Origin of the sequence: Vibrio tubiashii, from assembly GCF_028551255.1 — a bacterium.
GTDB classification, from domain to species: Bacteria; Pseudomonadota; Gammaproteobacteria; order Enterobacterales; family Vibrionaceae; genus Vibrio; species Vibrio tubiashii_B.
In genome coordinates this window covers 295,059-316,872 of the sequence record NZ_CP117029.1, presented here as the reverse complement: position 1 = coordinate 316,872, position 21,814 = coordinate 295,059, and the positions used below count along the sequence as shown (strand labels likewise).

General features: G+C 46.4%; 10 protein-coding genes, 3 tRNA genes and 5 rRNA genes. 3 read left to right on the top strand and 15 right to left on the bottom strand.

The features are described from left to right. Nucleotides 1-4 precede the first annotated feature (4 nt). The 15 genes from LYZ37_RS01470 to dusA all read right to left on the bottom strand — a co-directional run bounded on the left by LYZ37_RS01470 (nt 5) and on the right by dusA (nt 17,980). Nucleotides 5-2,901, bottom strand: a 23S ribosomal RNA gene (locus LYZ37_RS01470). Between the two features lie 309 nt (nt 2,902-3,210). Further along, nucleotides 3,211-3,286 (bottom strand) — tRNA-Ala (locus LYZ37_RS01465). A 43-nt stretch (nt 3,287-3,329) separates the two neighbouring features. Then, nucleotides 3,330-3,406 (bottom strand) — tRNA-Ile (locus tag LYZ37_RS01460). A gap of 66 nt (nt 3,407-3,472) precedes the next feature. Further along, nucleotides 3,473-5,025 (bottom strand): 16S ribosomal RNA (locus LYZ37_RS01455). A 316-nt stretch (nt 5,026-5,341) separates the two neighbouring features. After that, nucleotides 5,342-5,457, bottom strand: a 5S ribosomal RNA gene (gene rrf / locus LYZ37_RS01450). 91 nt (nt 5,458-5,548) lie between these two features. Further along, nucleotides 5,549-8,434 (bottom strand): 23S ribosomal RNA (locus LYZ37_RS01445). Nucleotides 8,435-8,710: 276 nt separating this feature from the next. Beyond that, nucleotides 8,711-8,786: transfer RNA gene (locus LYZ37_RS01440), tRNA-Glu, on the bottom strand. Nucleotides 8,787-8,850: 64 nt separating this feature from the next. Next, nucleotides 8,851-10,404 (bottom strand): 16S ribosomal RNA (locus LYZ37_RS01435). The 16S, 23S and 5S rRNA genes sit together here with 3 tRNA genes alongside, the layout of an rRNA operon. Nucleotides 10,405-10,968: 564 nt before the next feature. After that, a complete protein-coding gene (locus LYZ37_RS01430) occupies nt 10,969-11,745 on the bottom strand; it encodes a phosphoadenylyl-sulfate reductase (RefSeq protein ID WP_004743371.1) in 777 nt (258 codons plus the stop codon). Beyond that, nucleotides 11,738-13,474: an assimilatory sulfite reductase (NADPH) hemoprotein subunit gene (gene cysI, locus LYZ37_RS01425; RefSeq protein ID WP_272786195.1), complete on the bottom strand. Its 1,737-nt coding sequence runs from the start codon at nt 13,472-13,474 to the stop codon at nt 11,738-11,740. Before cysI ends, LYZ37_RS01430 begins: the two co-directional genes overlap by 8 nt. Further along, nucleotides 13,474-15,327: an assimilatory sulfite reductase (NADPH) flavoprotein subunit gene (locus tag LYZ37_RS01420; RefSeq protein ID WP_272786194.1), complete on the bottom strand. Its 1,854-nt coding sequence runs from the start codon at nt 15,325-15,327 to the stop codon at nt 13,474-13,476. The genes cysI and LYZ37_RS01420 overlap by 1 nt, the downstream gene beginning before the upstream one ends. Before the next feature lie 126 nt (nt 15,328-15,453). Next, a complete protein-coding gene (locus LYZ37_RS01415; protein WP_004743374.1) occupies nt 15,454-15,684 on the bottom strand; it encodes a hypothetical protein in 231 nt (76 codons plus the stop codon). A gap of 151 nt (nt 15,685-15,835) precedes the next feature. Further along, nucleotides 15,836-16,498, bottom strand: a complete 663-nt coding sequence (locus LYZ37_RS01410) for a TIGR04219 family outer membrane beta-barrel protein (RefSeq protein WP_004749436.1) — start codon at nt 16,496-16,498, stop codon at nt 15,836-15,838. A gap of 131 nt (nt 16,499-16,629) precedes the next feature. Beyond that, nucleotides 16,630-16,839, bottom strand: a complete 210-nt coding sequence (gene pspG, locus LYZ37_RS01405; RefSeq protein ID WP_272786192.1) for an envelope stress response protein PspG — start codon at nt 16,837-16,839, stop codon at nt 16,630-16,632. Between the two features lie 160 nt (nt 16,840-16,999). Further along, nucleotides 17,000-17,980 (bottom strand): tRNA dihydrouridine(20/20a) synthase DusA, encoded by a 981-nt coding sequence (gene dusA, locus LYZ37_RS01400; protein ID WP_272786191.1) that lies wholly within the window; start codon nt 17,978-17,980, stop codon nt 17,000-17,002. 240 nt (nt 17,981-18,220) lie between these two features. Between dusA and LYZ37_RS01395 the strand changes: the two genes are divergently transcribed. The 3 genes from LYZ37_RS01395 (at nt 18,221) to LYZ37_RS01385 (ending at nt 21,786) form a co-directional block, all read left to right on the top strand. Beyond that, complete coding sequence (locus LYZ37_RS01395) at nt 18,221-19,291, top strand: site-specific integrase (protein ID WP_272786190.1); 1,071 nt, start codon at nt 18,221-18,223, stop codon at nt 19,289-19,291. Nucleotides 19,292-19,561: 270 nt separating this feature from the next. Next, a complete protein-coding gene (locus tag LYZ37_RS01390) occupies nt 19,562-20,644 on the top strand; it encodes a site-specific integrase (RefSeq protein WP_272786189.1) in 1,083 nt (360 codons plus the stop codon). Nucleotides 20,645-20,724: 80 nt separating this feature from the next. Then, on the top strand, nt 20,725-21,786 hold the full coding sequence (locus LYZ37_RS01385; protein ID WP_272786188.1) for a helicase RepA family protein: 1,062 nt from the start codon (nt 20,725-20,727) through the stop codon (nt 21,784-21,786). Nucleotides 21,787-21,814 lie beyond the last annotated feature (28 nt).

The window sequence follows — 21,814 nt, the reverse complement described above, 5'->3', positions numbered from 1 at the left end:
TTGTATGGTTAAGCCTCACGGGCAATTAGTACAGGTTAGCTCAACGCCTCACAACGCTTACACACCCTGCCTATCAACGTTCTAGTCTCGAACAACCCTTTTAGGACTCTCAAGGAGTCAGGGAAGACTCATCTCAGGGCTCGCTTCCCGCTTAGATGCTTTCAGCGGTTATCGATTCCGAACTTAGCTACCGGGCAATGCGTCTGGCGACACAACCCGAACACCAGAGGTTCGTCCACTCCGGTCCTCTCGTACTAGGAGCAGCTCCCTTCAATCTTCCAACGCCCACGGCAGATAGGGACCGAACTGTCTCACGACGTTCTAAACCCAGCTCGCGTACCACTTTAAATGGCGAACAGCCATACCCTTGGGACCGACTTCAGCCCCAGGATGTGATGAGCCGACATCGAGGTGCCAAACACCGCCGTCGATATGAACTCTTGGGCGGTATCAGCCTGTTATCCCCGGAGTACCTTTTATCCGTTGAGCGATGGCCCTTCCATACAGAACCACCGGATCACTATGACCTGCTTTCGCACCTGCTCGAATTGTCATTCTCGCAGTCAAGCGGGCTTATGCCATTGCACTAACCTCACGATGTCCAACCGTGATTAGCCCACCTTCGTGCTCCTCCGTTACTCTTTGGGAGGAGACCGCCCCAGTCAAACTACCCACCAGGCACTGTCCTCAACCCGGATAACGGGTCTAAGTTAGAACATCAACACTACAAGGGTGGTATTTCAAGGACGGCTCCGCCGATACTGGCGTACCGGTTTCAAAGCCTCCCACCTATCCTACACATGTAGGGTCAATGTTCAGTGCCAAGCTGTAGTAAAGGTTCACGGGGTCTTTCCGTCTAGCCGCGGGTACACTGCATCTTCACAGCGATTTCAATTTCACTGAGTCTCGGGTGGAGACAGCGTGGCCATCATTACGCCATTCGTGCAGGTCGGAACTTACCCGACAAGGAATTTCGCTACCTTAGGACCGTTATAGTTACGGCCGCCGTTTACCGGGGCTTCGATCAAGAGCTTCGACTTACGTCTAACCCCATCAATTAACCTTCCGGCACCGGGCAGGCGTCACACCGTATACGTCATCTTACGATTTTGCACAGTGCTGTGTTTTTAATAAACAGTTGCAGCCACCTGGTATCTGCGACTCTCAATAGCTCCATCCGCAAGGGACTTCACCGTCAAGAGCGTACCTTCTCCCGAAGTTACGGTACCATTTTGCCTAGTTCCTTCACCCGAGTTCTCTCAAGCGCCTTGGTATTCTCTACCCGACCACCTGTGTCGGTTTGGGGTACGATTCCTTACAATCTGAAGCTTAGAGGCTTTTCCTGGAAGCATGGCATCAATGACTTCACATCCGTAGATGCTCGACATCGTGTCTCAGCCTTAAAGAGAGCCGGATTTACCTAAACTCTCAAGCCTACGCACTTGAACCTGGACAACCGTCGCCAGGCCCACCTAGCCTTCTCCGTCCCCCCATCGCAATTGTAAGAAGTACGGGAATATTAACCCGTTTCCCATCGACTACGCCTTTCGGCCTCGCCTTAGGGGTCGACTTACCCTGCCCCGATTAACGTTGGACAGGAACCCTTGGTCTTCCGGCGAGGAGGTTTTTCACCCCCTTTATCGTTACTCATGTCAGCATTCGCACTTCTGATACCTCCTCCAGCAAGCTTTACAACTCACCTTCAACGGCTTACAGAACGCTCCCCTACCCAATACGATAAATCGCATTGCCGCAGCTTCGGTTTATAGCTTAGCCCCGTTACATCTTCCGCGCAGGCCGACTCGACTAGTGAGCTATTACGCTTTCTTTAAATGATGGCTGCTTCTAAGCCAACATCCTAGCTGTCTAAGCCTTCCCACATCGTTTCCCACTTAGCTATAATTTGGGACCTTAGCTGGCGGTCTGGGTTGTTTCCCTCTCCACGACGGACGTTAGCACCCGCCGTGTGTCTCCCGGATAGTACTTACTGGTATTCGGAGTTTGCAAAGGGTTGGTAAGTCGGGATGACCCCCTAGCCTTAACAGTGCTCTACCCCCAGTAGTATTCATCCGAGGCTCTACCTAAATAGATTTCGGGGAGAACCAGCTATCTCCAGGTTTGATTGGCCTTTCACCCCTAGCCACAAGTCATCCGCTAATTTTTCAACATTAGTCGGTTCGGTCCTCCAGTTGATGTTACTCAACCTTCAACCTGCCCATGGCTAGATCACCTGGTTTCGGGTCTATATCCAGCAACTCGACGCCCAGTTAAGACTCGATTTCTCTACGGCTCCCCTAGATGGTTAACCTTGCTACTGAATATAAGTCGCTGACCCATTATACAAAAGGTACGCAGTCACACCACGAAGGTGCTCCTACTGCTTGTACGTACACGGTTTCAGGTTCTATTTCACTCCCCTCACAGGGGTTCTTTTCGCCTTTCCCTCACGGTACTGGTTCACTATCGGTCAGTCAGTAGTATTTAGCCTTGGAGGATGGTCCCCCCATATTCAGACAGGATATCACGTGTCCCGCCCTACTCGATTTCACTGATGATGAGATGTCGGTTACGGGGCTATCACCCTGTATCGCGGCACTTTCCAGAGCCTTCACCTGTCTCATTAAAAGCTTAAGGGCTAGTCCAATTTCGCTCGCCGCTACTTTCAGAATCTCGGTTGATTTCTTTTCCTCGGGGTACTTTATGATGTTTCAGTTCCCCCGGTTCGCCCTGTTAACCTATGTATTCAGTTAACAGTAACTGCTTATGCAGTTGGGTTTCCCCATTCAGAAATCCCAGACTCAAATGGTTGTTACTACCTAATCTGGGCTTATCGCAAGTTACTACGTCTTTCATCGCCTCTGACTGCCAAGGCATCCACCGTGTACGCTTAGTCACTTAACCATACAACCCCAAAGGGTCTCTGTTTAAACAACCAAAGTTGTCTGCATTTTTCTATTTATTTTCACTTTTAAAAAGTGAAGACAAATCATGAGTGCAGACACGATTTTGCCGGACTCAAATTTCCAAGAACACTTGAATGTGTGTTGGTACCTAATTCATAGAATTAGGATTTGAGAACTTTTAATTGAATAACAACGCATCTCAAAGAGATGGGGATTGTTGTTATTCGTCAGCTTTCCAAATTGTTAAAGAGCTAGATTCATTTAAGAACCATTTTTAAATATTCTCTATCGAGAAAACACTTAAAGATGGTGGAGCTAAGCAGGATCGAACTGCTGACCTCCTGCGTGCAAGGCAGGCGCTCTCCCAGCTGAGCTATAGCCCCATCAGGTGTTGATACTGTGTGCCAATTCTTCTGGGAGGAAGATTGGTGGGTCTGAGTGGACTTGAACCACCGACCTCTCGCTTATCAGGCGAACGCTCTAACCACCTGAGCTACAGACCCAGTATCGTCTCTTAACGTGTATAAACATATCAATCTGTGTGAACACTCATCGCAATAATCATCGTATAAGGAGGTGATCCAGCCCCAGGTTCCCCTAGGGCTACCTTGTTACGACTTCACCCCAGTCATGAACCACAAAGTGGTGAGCGTCCTCCCGAAGGTTAAACTACCCACTTCTTTTGCAGCCCACTCCCATGGTGTGACGGGCGGTGTGTACAAGGCCCGGGAACGTATTCACCGTGGCATTCTGATCCACGATTACTAGCGATTCCGACTTCATGGAGTCGAGTTGCAGACTCCAATCCGGACTACGACGCACTTTTTGGGATTCGCTCACTTTCGCAAGTTGGCCGCCCTCTGTATGCGCCATTGTAGCACGTGTGTAGCCCTACTCGTAAGGGCCATGATGACTTGACGTCGTCCCCACCTTCCTCCGGTTTATCACCGGCAGTCTCCCTGGAGTTCCCACCATTACGTGCTGGCAAACAAGGATAAGGGTTGCGCTCGTTGCGGGACTTAACCCAACATTTCACAACACGAGCTGACGACAGCCATGCAGCACCTGTCTCAGAGTTCCCGAAGGCACCAATCCATCTCTGGAAAGTTCTCTGGATGTCAAGAGTAGGTAAGGTTCTTCGCGTTGCATCGAATTAAACCACATGCTCCACCGCTTGTGCGGGCCCCCGTCAATTCATTTGAGTTTTAATCTTGCGACCGTACTCCCCAGGCGGTCTACTTAACGCGTTAGCTCCGAAAGCCACGGCTCAAGGCCACAACCTCCAAGTAGACATCGTTTACGGCGTGGACTACCAGGGTATCTAATCCTGTTTGCTCCCCACGCTTTCGCATCTGAGTGTCAGTATCTGTCCAGGGGGCCGCCTTCGCCACCGGTATTCCTTCAGATCTCTACGCATTTCACCGCTACACCTGAAATTCTACCCCCCTCTACAGTACTCTAGTCTGCCAGTTTCAAATGCAATTCCGAGGTTGAGCCCCGGGCTTTCACATCTGACTTAACAAACCACCTGCATGCGCTTTACGCCCAGTAATTCCGATTAACGCTCGCACCCTCCGTATTACCGCGGCTGCTGGCACGGAGTTAGCCGGTGCTTCTTCTGCAGCTAACGTCAAATGATAGTGCTATTAACACTACCACCTTCCTCACTGCTGAAAGTACTTTACAACCCGAAGGCCTTCTTCATACACGCGGCATGGCTGCATCAGGCTTGCGCCCATTGTGCAATATTCCCCACTGCTGCCTCCCGTAGGAGTCTGGACCGTGTCTCAGTTCCAGTGTGGCTGATCATCCTCTCAGACCAGCTAGGGATCGTCGCCTTGGTGAGCCCTTACCTCACCAACTAGCTAATCCCACCTGGGCATATCCTGACGCGAGAGGCCCGAAGGTCCCCCTCTTTGAGCCGAAGCTATTATGCGGTATTAGCCATCGTTTCCAATGGTTATCCCCCACATCAGGGCAATTTCCCAGGCATTACTCACCCGTCCGCCGCTCGACGCCGTTAACGTTCCCCGAAGGTTCAGTTAACTCGTTTCCGCTCGACTTGCATGTGTTAGGCCTGCCGCCAGCGTTCAATCTGAGCCATGATCAAACTCTTCAATTTAAGATTTTGTCGGCTCAATGAATACTGAACATTACATAAGTAATGTTTGAATTGACTGTGCTGAATCCGAAGATTCAATGGTCACTTCGTTTCATTGAAACCTAAATTGTTTCCGAAGAAACTATTTGGATTATCATCAACGAGTGCCCACACAGATTGATAGGTTTATATTGTTAAAGAGCTTTGCTTTCAGTGCCTTAGCACTTAAGCAGGACGCGTATAATACGCTATTGACTCGGTAAGTCAACATAAGACTCTAAACTTTTTTAGAATCTTATGGTGACTTGTCTACAAAGTAGACAAAGTCGAAATTAAAGCCTGGCGATGTCCTACTCTCACATGGGGAAGCCCCACACTACCATCGGCGCTAATTCGTTTCACTTCTGAGTTCGGCATGGAATCAGGTGGGTCCAAATCGCTATGGTCGCCAAGCAAATTCTTTAATTCGGAAAGCTGTTATTGTGTTCTCTACACATTCAATTCTGTTCTTGCTTTGAGTCCATCAAAACCCTTTGGGTGTTGTATGGTTAAGCCTCACGGGCAATTAGTACAGGTTAGCTCAACGCCTCACAACGCTTACACACCCTGCCTATCAACGTTCTAGTCTCGAACAACCCTTTAGGACTCTCAAGGAGTCAGGGAAGACTCATCTCAGGGCTCGCTTCCCGCTTAGATGCTTTCAGCGGTTATCGATTCCGAACTTAGCTACCGGGCAATGCGTCTGGCGACACAACCCGAACACCAGAGGTTCGTCCACTCCGGTCCTCTCGTACTAGGAGCAGCCCCCTTCAATCTTCCAACGCCCACGGCAGATAGGGACCGAACTGTCTCACGACGTTCTAAACCCAGCTCGCGTACCACTTTAAATGGCGAACAGCCATACCCTTGGGACCGACTTCAGCCCCAGGATGTGATGAGCCGACATCGAGGTGCCAAACACCGCCGTCGATATGAACTCTTGGGCGGTATCAGCCTGTTATCCCCGGAGTACCTTTTATCCGTTGAGCGATGGCCCTTCCATACAGAACCACCGGATCACTATGACCTGCTTTTCGCACCTGCTCGAATTGTCATTCTCGCAGTCAAGCGGGCTTATGCCATTGCACTAACCTCACGATGTCCAACCGTGATTAGCCCACCTTCGTGCTCCTCCGTTACTCTTTGGGAGGAGACCGCCCCAGTCAAACTACCCACCAGGCACTGTCCTCAACCCGGATAACGGGTCTAAGTTAGAACATCAACACTACAAGGGTGGTATTTCAAGGACGGCTCCGCCGATACTGGCGTACCGGTTTCAAAGCCTCCCACCTATCCTACACATGTAGGGTCAATGTTCAGTGCCAAGCTGTAGTAAAGGTTCACGGGGTCTTTCCGTCTAGCCGCGGGTACACTGCATCTTCACAGCGATTTCAATTTCACTGAGTCTCGGGTGGAGACAGCGTGGCCATCATTACGCCATTCGTGCAGGTCGGAACTTACCCGACAAGGAATTTCGCTACCTTAGGACCGTTATAGTTACGGCCGCCGTTTACCGGGGCTTCGATCAAGAGCTTCGACTTACGTCTAACCCCATCAATTAACCTTCCGGCACCGGGCAGGCGTCACACCGTATACGTCATCTTACGATTTTGCACAGTGCTGTGTTTTTAATAAACAGTTGCAGCCACCTGGTATCTGCGACTCTCAATAGCTCCATCCGCAAGGGACTTCACCGTCAAGAGCGTACCTTCTCCCGAAGTTACGGTACCATTTTGCCTAGTTCCTTCACCCGAGTTCTCTCAAGCGCCTTGGTATTCTCTACCCGACCACCTGTGTCGGTTTGGGGTACGATTCCTTACAATCTGAAGCTTAGAGGCTTTTCCTGGAAGCATGGCATCAATGACTTCACATCCGTAGATGCTCGACATCGTGTCTCAGCCTAAAGAGAGCCGGATTTACCTAACTCTCAAGCCTACGCACTTGAACCTGGACAACCGTCGCCAGGCCCTAGCCTTCTCCGTCCCCCCATCGCAATTGTAAGAAGTACGGGAATATTAACCCGTTTCCCATCGACTACGCCTTTCGGCCTCGCCTTAGGGGTCGACTTACCCTGCCCCGATTAACGTTGGACAGGAACCCTTGGTCTTCCGGCGAGGAGGTTTTTCACCCCCTTTATCGTTACTCATGTCAGCATTCGCACTTCTGATACCTCCAGCAAGCTTTACAACTCACCTTCAACGGCTTACAGAACGCTCCCCTACCCAATACAATAAATTGCATTGCCGCAGCTTCGGTTTATAGCTTAGCCCCGTTACATCTTCCGCGCAGGCCGACTCGACTAGTGAGCTATTACGCTTTCTTTAAATGATGGCTGCTTCTAAGCCAACATCCTAGCTGTCTAAGCCTTCCCACATCGTTTCCCACTTAGCTATAATTTGGGACCTTAGCTGGCGGTCTGGGTTGTTTCCCTCTCCACGACGGACGTTAGCACCCCGTGTGTCTCCCGGATAGTACTTACTGGTATTCGGAGTTTGCAAAGGGTTGGTAAGTCGGGATGACCCCCTAGCCTTAACAGTGCTCTACCCCCAGTAGTATTCGTCCGAGGCTCTACCTAAATAGATTTCGGGGAGAACCAGCTATCTCCAGGTTTGATTGGCCTTTCACCCCTAGCCACAAGTCATCCGCTAATTTTTCAACATTAGTCGGTTCGGTCCTCCAGTTGATGTTACTCAACCTTCAACCTGCCCATGGCTAGATCACCTGGTTTCGGGTCTATATCCAGCAACTCGACGCCCAGTTAAGACTCGATTTCTCTACGGCTCCCCTAGATGGTTAACCTTGCTACTGAATATAAGTCGCTGACCCATTATACAAAAGGTACGCAGTCACACCACGAGGGTGCTCCTACTGCTTGTACGTACACGGTTTCAGGTTCTATTTCACTCCCCTCACAGGGGTTCTTTTCGCCTTTCCCTCACGGTACTGGTTCACTATCGGTCAGTCAGTAGTATTTAGCCTTGGAGGATGGTCCCCCCATATTCAGACAGGATATCACGTGTCCCGCCCTACTCGATTTCACTGATGATGAGATGTCGGTTACGGGGCTATCACCCTGTATCGCGGCACTTTCCAGAGCCTTCACCTGTCTCATTAAAAAGCTTAAGGGCTAGTCCAATTTCGCTCGCCGCTACTTTCAGAATCTCGGTTGATTTCTTTTCCTCGGGGTACTTAGATGTTTCAGTTCCCCCGGTTCGCCCTGTTAACCTATGTATTCAGTTAACAGTAACTGCTTATGCAGTTGGGTTTCCCCATTCAGAAATCCCAGACTCAAATGGTTGTTACTACCTAATCTGGGCTTATCGCAAGTTACTACGTCTTTCATCGCCTCTGACTGCCAAGGCATCCACCGTGTACGCTTAGTCACTTAACCATACAACCCCAAAGGGTCTCTGTTTAAACAACCAAAGTTGTCTGCATTTTATACATGTGCAGACACGATTTTGCCGGACTCAAATTTCCAAGAACACTTGAATGTGTGTTGGTACCTAAAACATAGTTTTAGGATTTGAGAACTTTTAATTGAATAACAACGCATCTCATAGAGATGGGGATTGTTGTTATTCGTCAGCTTTCCAAATTGTTAAAGAGCAAATCACCTCAATGAGGTAACCATTTTTAAAAGTACTTAACTAAGTACGCTTAAAGATGGTATCCCGTAGGGGAGTCGAACCCCTGTTACCGCCGTGAAAGGGCGGTGTCCTAGGCCTCTAGACGAACGGGACACTAATAAGGGCTCTTAATAAGACATATCAATCTGTGTGGACACTCATCGCAATAATCATCGTATAAGGAGGTGATCCAGCCCCAGGTTCCCCTAGGGCTACCTTGTTACGACTTCACCCCAGTCATGAACCACAAAGTGGTGAGCGTCCTCCCGAAGGTTAAACTACCCACTTCTTTTGCAGCCCACTCCCATGGTGTGACGGGCGGTGTGTACAAGGCCCGGGAACGTATTCACCGTGGCATTCTGATCCACGATTACTAGCGATTCCGACTTCACGGAGTCGAGTTGCAGACTCCGATCCGGACTACGACGCACTTTTTGGGATTCGCTCACTCTCGCAAGTTGGCCGCCCTCTGTATGCGCCATTGTAGCACGTGTGTAGCCCTACTCGTAAGGGCCATGATGACTTGACGTCGTCCCCACCTTCCTCCGGTTTATCACCGGCAGTCTCCCTGGAGTTCCCGACATTACTCGCTGGCAAACAAGGATAAGGGTTGCGCTCGTTGCGGGACTTAACCCAACATTTCACAACACGAGCTGACGACAGCCATGCAGCACCTGTCTCAGAGTTCCCGAAGGCACCAATCCATCTCTGGAAAGTTCTCTGGATGTCAAGAGTAGGTAAGGTTCTTCGCGTTGCATCGAATTAAACCACATGCTCCACCGCTTGTGCGGGCCCCCGTCAATTCATTGAGTTTTTTTAATCTTGCGACCGTACTCCCCAGGCGGTCTACTTAACGCGTTAGCTCCGAAAGCCACGGCTCAAGGCCACAACCTCCAAGTAGACATCGTTTACGGCGTGGACTACCAGGGTATCTAATCCTGTTTGCTCCCCACGCTTTCGCATCTGAGTGTCAGTATCTGTCCAGGGGGCCGCCTTCGCCACCGGTATTCCTTCAGATCTCTACGCATTTCACCGCTACACCTGAAATTCTACCCCCCTCTACAGTACTCTAGTCTGCCAGTTTCAAATGCAATTCCGAGGTTGAGCCCCGGGCTTTCACATCTGACTTAACAAACCACCTGCATGCGCTTTACGCCCAGTAATTCCGATTAACGCTCGCACCCTCCGTATTACCGCGGCTGCTGGCACGGAGTTAGCCGGTGCTTCTTCTGCAGCTAACGTCAAATGATAGTGCTATTAACACTACCACCTTCCTCACTGCTGAAAGTACTTTACAACCCGAAGGCCTCTTCATACACGCGGCATGGCTGCATCAGGCTTGCGCCCATTGTGCAATATTCCCCACTGCTGCCTCCCGTAGGAGTCTGGACCGTGTCTCAGTTCCAGTGTGGCTGATCATCCTCTCAGACCAGCTAGGGATCGTCGCCTTGGTGAGCCCTTACCTCACCAACTAGCTAATCCCACCTGGGCATATCCTGACGCGAGAGGCCCGAAGGTCCCCCTCTTTGAGCCGAAGCTATCATGCGGTATTAGCCATCGTTTCCAATGGTTATCCCCCACATCAGGGCAATTTCCCAGGCATTACTCACCCGTCCGCCGCTCGACGCCGTTAACGTTCCCCGAAGGTTCAGTTAACTCGTTTCCGCTCGACTTGCATGTGTTAGGCCTGCCGCCAGCGTTCAATCTGAGCCATGATCAAACTCTTCAATTTAAGATTTTGTTCGGCTCAATGAATACTGAACATTACATAAGTAATGTTTGAATTGACTGTGCTGAATCCGAAGATTCAATGGTCACTTCGTATCATTGAAACCTAAATTGATACCGAAGTATCTATTTGGATTATCATCAACGAGTGCCCACACAGATTGATAGGTCTATATTTTTAAAGAGCTTCTCTTCTTTGTGATTCGCGTCACTCCGGAAGAGGCGGCCATTCTAGCGTTTTAAGTTTTAGTGTCAACCACTTTTTTAAACTTTTTTCTTAAGCGTTTCCGCTTAGCTAGTTAACCTGTCGATTTCGCTTGAACCCTTGTGAGCCCTTGCCCTGTCGACGAGGAGGCATTATAGAGATCGCGCTTACATTGGCAAGCGTTATTTTGAAAAAATTGCAAAAATAACATTTAACAGGCTAACTTTCGCCCAAAGCCTTATTTATCCAACTTTACCCAAATCAAGCCAACAAAATATTCACAGAGTTATCCACATTCGCTGTTTTTCACGCAAAAAGAAAGGCCGCTCTCGCGACCTTTTTATCTATATATAGAGGGAAAAACTAAATCCCCGAACCATCTTGCTCACTATCGTCTTCGTGAAGACCACATTCACGCTTCAATCCAAAGAAACGAGTTTCTTCTTCACTCATACCCGGCTCCCACTTTTTGCTTGTATGGGTATCACCAACAGATAGATAACCTTCATCTCTTAGGGGATGATAAGAAAGTCCGTTTTGCTCTAGGTAATAATGAACATCTTTATTTGTCCAATCGATCACAGGCAAGAACTTAAACACACCATTTTGAATCGATAAGATAGGTAAGCTTGCTCGTGATTTAGATTGCTCACGACGTAAACCTGAGAACCAAGTCCCTACCTCAAGCTCATCTAAAGCTCGCCTCATCGGTTCGACTTTATTTAGTTTGTTGTATTTCTCTATTCCCTCTATACCTTGTTCCCATAATTTTCCATAACGCGCTTCCTGCCAATTAGCACTTTCTTTTGCACGATAGACCTTAAGGTTGAGCGTCAACTGCTCACTTAGCTGATCAATAAAGCGGTAGGTTTCTGGGAACAGATAACCAGTATCCGTCAAGATAACGGGGATATCAGGCTTTTGCTCAGTAACTAGGTGCAACATAACAGCAGCCTGAATACCGAAACTAGAGGAAACAGCGAACTGACCTTCAAGGTTTTCAAGCGCCCAAGCAACTCTTTGCTGCGCAGTTAGCTGCTCTAACTCTGCATTAATTTGACCAAGCTGGAGTATTTGTTCCGTCTTAGTTAATGAGAGAAGTTTCGCTAACTGAGGTTTAGAAGCGACAGAATCAAGCATGTAAATCCCTCTTCGATACTTTTACCTCTTGGATGATTCCGGCACGAATTGCAAAATCACCAAACCCTTCACCCGTTTCACGCTCTTGCGCCCAACGACCAACCAATTGATCGATTTCTTCAAGAATCTGCTTATCGGTAATGTTCTCTTTGTACATCTTTGGAATGCGTGTACCCGCTCGGTTACCACCTAGGTGGAGGTTATAGCGCCCTGGAGCTTTACCGACTAAGCCGATTTCAGCCAACATTGCACGACCACAACCATTCGGACAACCAGTCACACGTAAGATGATATTTTCTTCTTCTGGCAAACCGTGTTTCTCAAGTATGCCTTCTACGTCTGTTACAAACTGAGGTAAGAAGCGCTCAGCTTCAGCCATAGCAAGTGGGCAAGTTGGGAAAGCGACACATGCCATCGAACTCTTACGCTGTTCACTCACGCTATCATCAATCAAACCGTGTTCACGTGCGATCTTTTCGATCTTGGCTTTTTGACTTTTCGAGACGCCCGCAACAATTAAGTTTTGGTTGGCTGTCATGCGGAAGTCACCTTTATGGATCTTGGCAATTTCGGCAACCCCTGTCTTAAGAGGTTTACCTGGGAAATCCAATAAGCGTCCATTCTCGATAAACAGTGCTAAGTGATGTTTACCATCGATACCTTCAACCCAACCGATACGATCGCCGCGGTCAGTAAATTCATAAGGTCGACTTTCAGCAAACTCAACACCTGCGCGCTTTTCTACTTCTGCCTTGAACACGTCGATACCGACGCGATCTAAGGTGTACTTGGTTTTGGCATTCTTACGGTTCGAGCGGTTACCCCAGTCACGCTGAGTGGTAACAACTGCCGCTGCAACATCAAGCGTTTTCTCTAGCGGAACAAACCCAAAGTCATCAGCACGACGAGCATAAGTAGAGGTATCACCGTGGGTCATTGCCAAGCCACCACCGACAAGAACATTAAAGCCCACCAGCTTGCCGTTCTCACCTATCGCCACAAAGTTAAGATCATTAGCGTGAACATCAACATCATTTTGCGGCGGAATCACTACCGTCGTTTTAAACTTACGAGGAAGATAAGTCTTACCTAGGATTGGCTCGTCACCTTCTGTTGTCTCTACTTTCTCGCCATCTAGCCAAATTTCTGCGTATGCCTTAGTCTTAGGTAGCAAATGCTCACTGATTTTCTTAGCCCACTCATAGGCTTCTTGATGCAACTCTGACTCGATTGGGTTAGTGGTACACAAAACGTTACGGTTCACATCACCCGCTGTTGCAATCGAATCAATACCAATACTGTTTAGGGTTTGGTGCATCAACTTAATGTTCGGCTTAAGAACTCCGTGAAACTGAAAGGTTTGACGAGTCGTCAGGCGAATACTGCCGTAAAGAGAGTGCTCAGTCGCGAACTTATCAATCGCTAGCCACTGATCCGGTTTGATAATGCCACCCGGCATACGAGCACGCAGCATGACATTATGTAGCGGCTCAAGTTTTTGCTTTGCACGTTCGTTACGAATGTCACGGTCATCTTGCTGATACATGCCGTGGAAACGAATCAGCTGAAAGTTGTCAGCGGTAAAACCGCCCGTAATTCTGTCTTGTAGGTCTTGCTCGATCGTACCACGTAAGAAGTTACTTTGCGTTTTTAGACGCTCGTTATCAGAAAGCTTTCCTAACTCTTCGCCTAATACAACCTGCTTATTATTCTCAGTAGAAAAAGTCATTAGTACACATCCCTTTGATAACGTTTCGCTTTACGTAGTTCGTTAATAAATTCTTCCGCATCATCGCGTGATAGCTTGCCTTGTTGCTCAGCAACGTGAATCAAGGCTTCATGCACATCTTTCGCCATGCGCGTTGCATCGCCACAAACATAGATGTAAGCGCCTTCTTGGATCCACTGCCATACTTGCTCGGCATTTTCTAGAATGCGGTGTTGGACATAGACTTTCTCTGCTTGATCACGGCTGAATGCCACATCAAGGCGATTGAGTAATCCAGATTTTAGGTACTTCTGCCACTCCACTTGGTAGAGGAAATCTTGAGTAAAGGTGCGATCACCGAAGAACAACCAGTTTTTACCTTCTGCATCTCGGTTGTCACGCTCTTGAATAAAGCTACGGAATGGCGCGATACCTGTACCAGGGCCAATCATGATCACAGGGGTGTTGTCATCTTGAGGTAACTTGAAGTTATTGTTGTTCTCAATAAAGACTTTCACCTCGCCGCCTTCTTCCAAGCGCTGTGATAAGAAGCTCGATGCCCCTCCGTAACGCTTTTCATCTCCTTTGTCGTATTCAACTAAGCCTACCGTTAGATGAACTTCTTCATCCACTTCACTTTGGCTAGATGCGATAGAGTAAAGACGCGGAGTTAAGCGACGCAATAAACCAATCAACTCTTGTGCAGATAACTTGGTCTTCTTCTCAGCAAGTACATCAACAACCTGCGTATTCCCAGCGTATTCACGTAACTTGTCTTTGTCTTCCACCAGCTTTTGTAGTTTTTTACTGCCAGACAGCTCTGCAAACTTAGTTACTAGCTGAGGGTTAGCTGCTGTGATCTCGAACTTGCTGACCAAAGCGCTATGAATCGATAGGCTCTCGCCATCAACTTCAACGCTTTCTACACCTGATAGGCCTACTTTAGCTAAAATGGCATTAGCGAGATCGCTGCTGTTTTCAAACCATACACCAAGCGCATCACCCGGTTGGTAAGTTAAACCAGACTCTTCGAGATCGATCTCTACATGGCGAACATCTTTACCTGAATCGCGGCCAGTTATTTTTTGGCTCGTCAGCAATGTCGCTGTATAAGGGTTTTGCTTGTTATATGGAGAATGCCCTGGTGCCGCTTGGCCTACCGGAAGTTGCACTACTTCAGCTTCAGCACCAGACGATAGCGCTTCTTTAACTTTCTCTAACGCTGAAGCACGCCACTCAGCGGCTGGCGCTTCATAGTCAACATCGAGATCAACACGATCGATAAATGAAGTTGCACCTAACTTAGACAAAAATGCATCAAAGTCTTTACCTGTCTGACAGAAAAACTCGTAGCTTGAGTCACCTAAGCCAATCACGCCATATTGCAGATTTGGCAATTTCGGTGCTTTCTTCGACTGTAAGAACTCATGCAACTCGATAGCATTGTCTGGTGCTTCACCTTCACCATTGGTTGATGCCACGAAAATTACGTGCGTTTCTTTGGCAAGGTTTTTACCTTTGTAGTCACTGGCATCAAACAGCTCAACGGCAATGCCCTGTGCTTTTGCTTCTTGCTCTAGCGCTTCAGCAACACCTTTAGCATTGCCCGTTTGCGATGCGAAGATAATTGACAGTTTTCCAGCAGGTTTAGCCGCAACGGCAGCTGCCGCTTGATTAATTGGAGCAGAAGCTGCCGCTGGTTGAGCTTGAGCTAATCCCCAGAAATAACCGCTCACCCAAGCTAACTGCTGCGCCGACAGATCGGTAACCGTCTGTTGTAGCGAGCTAAGCTGTTGATCATTAAGAGGAGCAGCGATTGATGGTAATTCTTGTGGTGTGTTTCCTTGAGAGGACACGTTCTTGTTCAAAGACATGGTCTCGACATCCCTATTCATTGCGTGATGATAGATTAACCACTCTCTTTAATAACAAGAAAGAATAGAAGTGAATGTTTTATAACTTTTCGAATTAAAGAAAGGAGAAGAATTGAACTAACTCACCTACTTGGCTTCGACTCTGACTTGTTTGAAACCTACCGCCATTGCTGACTTCGACGCGAGGTCTAAGTTCATATAGTGACATTCTTCACCATGAGAGTCGGTTAAAAGAACAAAGCCTCCACGGGCATGACGAAACTCAACGATCCAACTGCCTTCCTGAGCCGAAGGCTCGATGATGGCTTCAACCAATTGCTGCTCTCGATAAAGATGTCTAAGTTCATTGATAGTCATGAGATTCCTTTCTCTGGCTAAAAACACTATTCCTCTTTAAGCATGGTCAATCGACAAGAAAGTGCTAAATGAATTGTGTGAATATAATCAATAGGTATAAAAAAACGCCACCTTAGAAGGCAGCGTTTTAAAAATCAGTATGAAAGCTTCGTTAGAACGAGAACTCTGCTCCAGCAAAGAAGCCATTAGCGAAAATGAATGGTTTACCTAGGTTTGAGCCTTCTGCAGGCTTAAAGATTTCTTCAGCTTCAAGGTCTATCACTCGGTAACCGCCACGCAATGCCAGTGTGCTGCTCCCAAGCGGCAGTCGATACTGCATTCCAGCTATCAAGTCAGTACTCTTAATCCCGCTATTATTGCCAAAGTTCATTTCACCAATCACATCAAGATTGGTATTCGGCACCGTAATTTCTGCATAGCCGTACCAAGCCCAAATCATCTCATCAAAGTTCTTTACGTCATTAGTATCCGCGTTGACGTATTTAGTATTACTCAAATCACTGAAGGTCATACCCGCATCAAAGTGCATTAAGTCATGCTCCAGAATACGGTAATACAAAGTCAGATCTAATTTGTTGAATGCCATATAGTCGGCATCGACCGTAGAATAGCGAACGCGTGCATCTGGAACATATTTAACATCATGTTCTATCGCAGCATAGAAGCTCGGTGTGGTATCGCTTTCTCGGTTGACTTCATTTACTTCAGTCTTGGGAAACCACATTTCGGCGCCAAACTTAGTGGTTAGAGACGATTCTGCCAATGCAGACGTAGAAACAACAGCTGCCAACGCAATTGCGGTTTTTAAACCCATAAATTTGACTCTCCAGTTAATCGCAATAGGCAGCACCTCGCTGTGCTGCCTTAGCTAGACAAGTATGGTATGCGTCAAATACTAATGCATATTTGTGCGACTAGCCATCAAGTATTTGTCTTTCAATCTATTTATCTAGGCTGAGCCACATAGGATTTAAAGAACCAAATACCGATTGCAATAACAATGAGCCAAGGCAACAAATTAAGGACTGCTCCTACCATGCCAAGCAGTACCATGACCACCAAAGAAAACGCTACACCAGCAAGCACTGTCACCATAGTCACGCCAGTGACTAGCAATGTAGCAGCAAATACCATGATAAAGATCAGTTCAAACATACGATTCTCCTTAGTTGACCTAGAATATCTATCAGGATACGTGCCAAACTCACACTTAAACTTAAGACATTGATAAATAACAAATAAAAAAGAGCACTCTATTTGAGTGCTCTTTAAAAACCTTCGACGAGGTAAAATTAACCAAGTAACTAGGTATTTTTTACACATCCAACTCTTTAGGAATTTTCGCCAGTGCAGCTTCAACCACTTCAATACCCGAACCTGGTTTGTGCGCGTTTTCACTGATGTAACGACGCCACTGACGAGCACCTGGCATATTTTGGAATAGACCTAACATATGACGAGTAATATGACCAAGATACGCACCTTGAGCTAGCTGCTGCTCAATGTATGGGTACATCTCTTCAACCACTTGGCTGCGTTTCTTCACTGGCTTATCCAAACCAAAGATCTCTTGATCAACATTAGCTAGGATATATGGATTTTGATACGCTTCGCGCCCAACCATAACACCATCAAGGTGCAGAAGGTGCTCCTTGCTCTCTTCCAGTGTCTTAACGCCACCATTAATCGCAATAGTCAGGTGCGAGAAGTCTTTCTTGAGCTGATAAGCACGCGGATAATCAAGTGGCGGGATCTCGCGGTTCTCTTTCGGGCTCAAACCAGATAACCAAGCTTTACGCGCGTGAATCGTGAACTGCTCACAACCGCCCTTCTCAGAGACAATTGATACAAAGTCAGTTAGAAACTCATAAGAGTCTTGGTCATCGATACCAATACGAGTTTTCACCGTGACTGGGACATCAACCACATCACGCATTGCAGAAACACAATCAGCCACCAGCTCCGGCTCTGCCATTAAGCACGCACCAAAACGACCGTTTTGAACTCTGTCTGACGGACAACCGACGTTAAGGTTAATCTCATCATAACCGCGCTCTGCCGCTAACTTAGCACACGTAGCCAAATCCTGAGGGTTCGAACCACCAAGCTGAAGCGCCACTGGATGCTCTTGTTGGTTATAGGCTAAGAAGTCACCTTTACCGTGAATGATTGCACCGGTTGTCACCATCTCGGTGTACAGCAGCGTTTCACTGGTCAGCAAGCGATGGAAGTATCGACAATGGCGATCCGTCCAATCGAGCATGGGTGCTATTGAGAATCGGGATGATGGATACATATTACAATACTCCTTTAGTATCAAAAGCTTAAGGCAAATACCACTAAGGGGCATTGCAACATAATCTGTTCTATTTCGGCTGATTTCGGTCGCAGGGGACAAAACAAGGGACAGCGTGAGGGACAGACTAACCTCACTAAACCATCAACAAGCCGCGAATTATAGCTATCGTTCGCTACGGCTTCAACGCAAAACAAAAATCATAAGCAGTACCTCTATAGCAACGATTGAGAGGTAAACATGGCAACAGTTAACATTGAGAAAATTCAACGTAAATCAGGAGTAAAATACAAAGCGCGCATTCGCGTATCTAGTAATGGCAGACGCGTCTTTGAAAAATCAAAAACCTTCGATAAAAAAACACATGCTCAACAATGGGCTAAGGAGTTTGTTAGTAATCTAGATCAACATGAGTCCATACCAACTAACCTAATAAAAAAGAAAAGCATCTTAATTGGTGATCTCATTAGCCTCTATCTAGATGACGAAATCACTTCAAGAGATATTGGTCGTTCAAAAGCCGCGGTCTTGCGACGTCTCAGAACCTATGATATTGCCTTAGTGAAAGCAGATCAGCTCACTGCAACTCATCTTGTCAAGCATTGCAGAGATAGATTAAATGACGACACATCCCCACTCCCTCAAACGGTTTATCAAGACATAACTTACCTGCGTAGTGTTATAAATGTTGCCATGCCAATGTTTGGTTATGAAGCCAACATCAACGCTCATCAAGAGGCTATTCCTACACTAGTAAAATATGGGTTGATAGGACGAAGCAACACTCGAGAACGACGCCCAAAGAAAGAAGAGCTTCAACTTGCAGAGCAGGGCTTGAGACAGCGAGAAAGTCATAGGGCATCCCATATTCCCTTAGTCGATATTTTCCATATATCACTTTTCACATGTATGAGATTAGGGGAGATAACTAGAGTCACATGGACAGATCTAGATCTAGATAAAGCAACACTAACGATCAGAGATAGAAAAGATCCTCGACGAAAGCAAGGGAACAATTCCGTAATACCGCTATTTCCTGAAGCTATTGAAATTATTAAGCGCCAACCACAAATTAGTGACCGTATTTTCCCATATAAAGCAGCTTCAATAGGTGCAGCTTGGCAAAGGGTGTGTAAAGAAAATGGCATTACGGATCTCCACTACCATGACCTTAGAGCTGAAGGGGCATGCCGTCTATTTGAACGAGGCTTGAACATCGTAGAGATATCCAAGATAACTGGTCACAGGGACATCAACGTACTAAACAATATTTACTTACGCCTCGGGACTAAAAACCTCCATCAGAAATAGATAAGCAACGTGCAGTGGGAGATCTTGTTTTCTACTGCACTAAAAAACAAGATCAATGCCACAAAAATAACAATAAAAGCAGCGTTCAAAAAACAACCAAATACTTGTTTTTTTTCGTCCTACTTCATTGAAAAATAGAAATTGTACGACCTAGGAATTAAGCTATTCAACACGCTTTTGATGGATAAATTGCATAATAATCATAGCTTTACCAAGCGCAAAATCATGTTCTAGCATATACCTCATCGCCCCATTGAGAGAGAGGTTTGTATGCCGTCAGTTACCATTGAAAAAGTCTCACCTGATGACAAAAACTGCAAAAAGCACAAAGTGCGTGTTCGCCCGCTAACAAAAGAAACATTCCTTAAACAGCGGACTCTAACATTTAAAACAATCTCACAAGCAAAAGCATTCAAGCAAAAAGTACAAAAAAACTTTGCAAATGGTGACTACAGTTTCTTAAAAAACACTAGAAACAATGTTTCTTGTACGGTCGAAACTGTTATCAATGACTATATTGAAAACCCGATCTTTCAAACGAAAGTGAAAGAGTCTCATAAAAACCTACTCAAGCGTGTTTCAAATACATCGTTTGGAAAAGCACCTGTAGAGCTCCTAAAGCCTAACGACTGGTACATGCTGGCCTTGGAGATGAACGTCCATTGGAATGTAAAGCCTCAAACAACCGCTAACTATCTTTCGACCCTAAACTCTACACTCAAAGACTGCGCAACGATCTTTGATCTAAAAATGGCCAAAGACTCATACTCTTCAGGTCTTTCAACAGCAAAACGTCACGGCTTTATTGCGCGCAGCAATGAGCGCAATAGATGTCCGAGTCCAGAAGAATGGCACAAAATCACTAGGGCCTTAAAAGAAGAAAACATTGCCAAAAAACATAGATTTCCATTGATGGACATTATTGAGTTTGCAGCAGAAACAGCAGCACGGATAGGAGAAATCTGTGGGACTAAAATAACTTGGAACGACTGGGATGAGAAAAACCAGATACTAACAATCAATAGGCGTAAGTCCCCTAAAAAAGGAACACTTAATACTTCACGGTTCAAGCCTTCCCCTAAAGCGATTGAAATAATTACTCGTCAACCTAGAGGTGATAAAGGAGACCCAATTTTTCCTTACAATCCGAAAACGGTAGGAACTGCATGGCGGAGTTTGATGAAACAGCTAGACATTACAGATCTAAAATTTCACGACCTTCGTGCAGAAGGGATTTGCCGTATGTACAACAAGGGCTGGTCCCTTGCCAAAATATCCAAAACATCAGGTCATAGAGACCTAAACGTGCTTAACAACTTTTACCTTCGATTGTATCCAAACAATCACTATTAACAAATAACCCAAGTAATCAAATTAACTCTAATACTCAGGACTATCTGAGGGAACTTTTACATCCAAAATTTGGAAGCAACATGAAAAATAATGAAATTATCGAAGTAATTAAAAATACCTATGGCTCATTAGCATTTACAAAAGGCTCAAGTGGCTATGAAGCTTCGCAATCATGGGTTGTAGAGAATTTCTTTCCAAGCTTCTCATTTGGTGTTTTATATGGAAAACCAGGTGCTAGAAAGTCGTTCTTAGCAATTGATATTAGTTGCGCCATTGCAACTGGAAAAAAATGGCATGGCTACAATGTGAGCCATGGAGCTGTGGTTTACATAGCGGCAGAGGGACAAATGGGGATCGCAAGACGAGTAAAAGCTTGGGAGCAAGTAAATGGAGTCTCCGTGCATAATTTATATATTCTTGGAGAAAGTGTGTTTGTATCGGAGGATATGGCTCAGAAACACCTCATAGAAGCAATTCAAGAAATAGAGGAAAAAGATGGTGTTAAAGTTCAACTGATTGTTTTCGACACACTAGCTCGCAACTTTATTGGAAATGAGAACAACTCAGACTCCATGGGCGATTTCGTTAGAGGGTGTGATAATTTGCGTCAATCAACAAAGAGTTCCGTCCTCTGTATTCATCACAGCGGCAAAGACGCACGGAGTGGAGCTAGAGGAAGTAATTCCTTGCTCTGTGCGTGCGACTTCGAGTTTCAGGTAATTCATAGCAATCAGACACAACTCACAACATTGCAAACAACTAAACAAAAAGACTCGGAACCAATGCCAGACCTAAACATGCAATTTACCAGCATTACTCTAGATCAATCAGGCCATGAAAGGAAACCAATTACATCCCTAGTCTTAACGGCCCCCCCATCATTTAAAAAAGAGATTAACTCGACTGATAACCCACTGTTAAGAGCATTAAAGAGTTACGGTTCAGAAGGCTGCACCCGAGCAGAGCTACGTAAACACTTCCCTACTGAAGAGGGTTTATCCAGTAACGCAATGAATCAGAGATTCAAACGTAGCTTAAATGCCCTAGTTGAGTCCGGATTAATTACTATCCATCAAAAGGGGGATAATGCTAGTAGCAATGACTTAGTTAAACCAAAAGAATATGGCAGTTCCCACCATTAAATCCAAACATGCTTTATAAGTGACAAGT

Excerpts from the sequence above, each read along its gene's own strand:
- LYZ37_RS01430 (WP_004743371.1), bottom strand. The coding sequence starts at position 11,745 with ATGCTTGATTCTGTCGCTTCTAAACCTCAGTTAGCGAAACTTCTCTCA.
- cysI (WP_272786195.1), bottom strand. The coding sequence starts at position 13,474 with ATGACTTTTTCTACTGAGAATAATAAGCAGGTTGTATTAGGCGAAGAG.
- LYZ37_RS01420 (WP_272786194.1), bottom strand. The coding sequence starts at position 15,327 with ATGTCTTTGAACAAGAACGTGTCCTCTCAAGGAAACACACCACAAGAA.
- LYZ37_RS01415 (WP_004743374.1), bottom strand. The coding sequence starts at position 15,684 with ATGACTATCAATGAACTTAGACATCTTTATCGAGAGCAGCAATTGGTT.
- LYZ37_RS01410 (WP_004749436.1), bottom strand. The coding sequence starts at position 16,498 with ATGGGTTTAAAAACCGCAATTGCGTTGGCAGCTGTTGTTTCTACGTCT.
- pspG (WP_272786192.1), bottom strand. The coding sequence starts at position 16,839 with ATGTTTGAACTGATCTTTATCATGGTATTTGCTGCTACATTGCTAGTC.
- dusA (WP_272786191.1), bottom strand. The coding sequence starts at position 17,980 with ATGTATCCATCATCCCGATTCTCAATAGCACCCATGCTCGATTGGACG.
- LYZ37_RS01395 (WP_272786190.1), top strand. The coding sequence starts at position 18,221 with ATGGCAACAGTTAACATTGAGAAAATTCAACGTAAATCAGGAGTAAAA.
- LYZ37_RS01390 (WP_272786189.1), top strand. The coding sequence starts at position 19,562 with ATGCCGTCAGTTACCATTGAAAAAGTCTCACCTGATGACAAAAACTGC.
- LYZ37_RS01385 (WP_272786188.1), top strand. The coding sequence starts at position 20,725 with ATGAAAAATAATGAAATTATCGAAGTAATTAAAAATACCTATGGCTCA.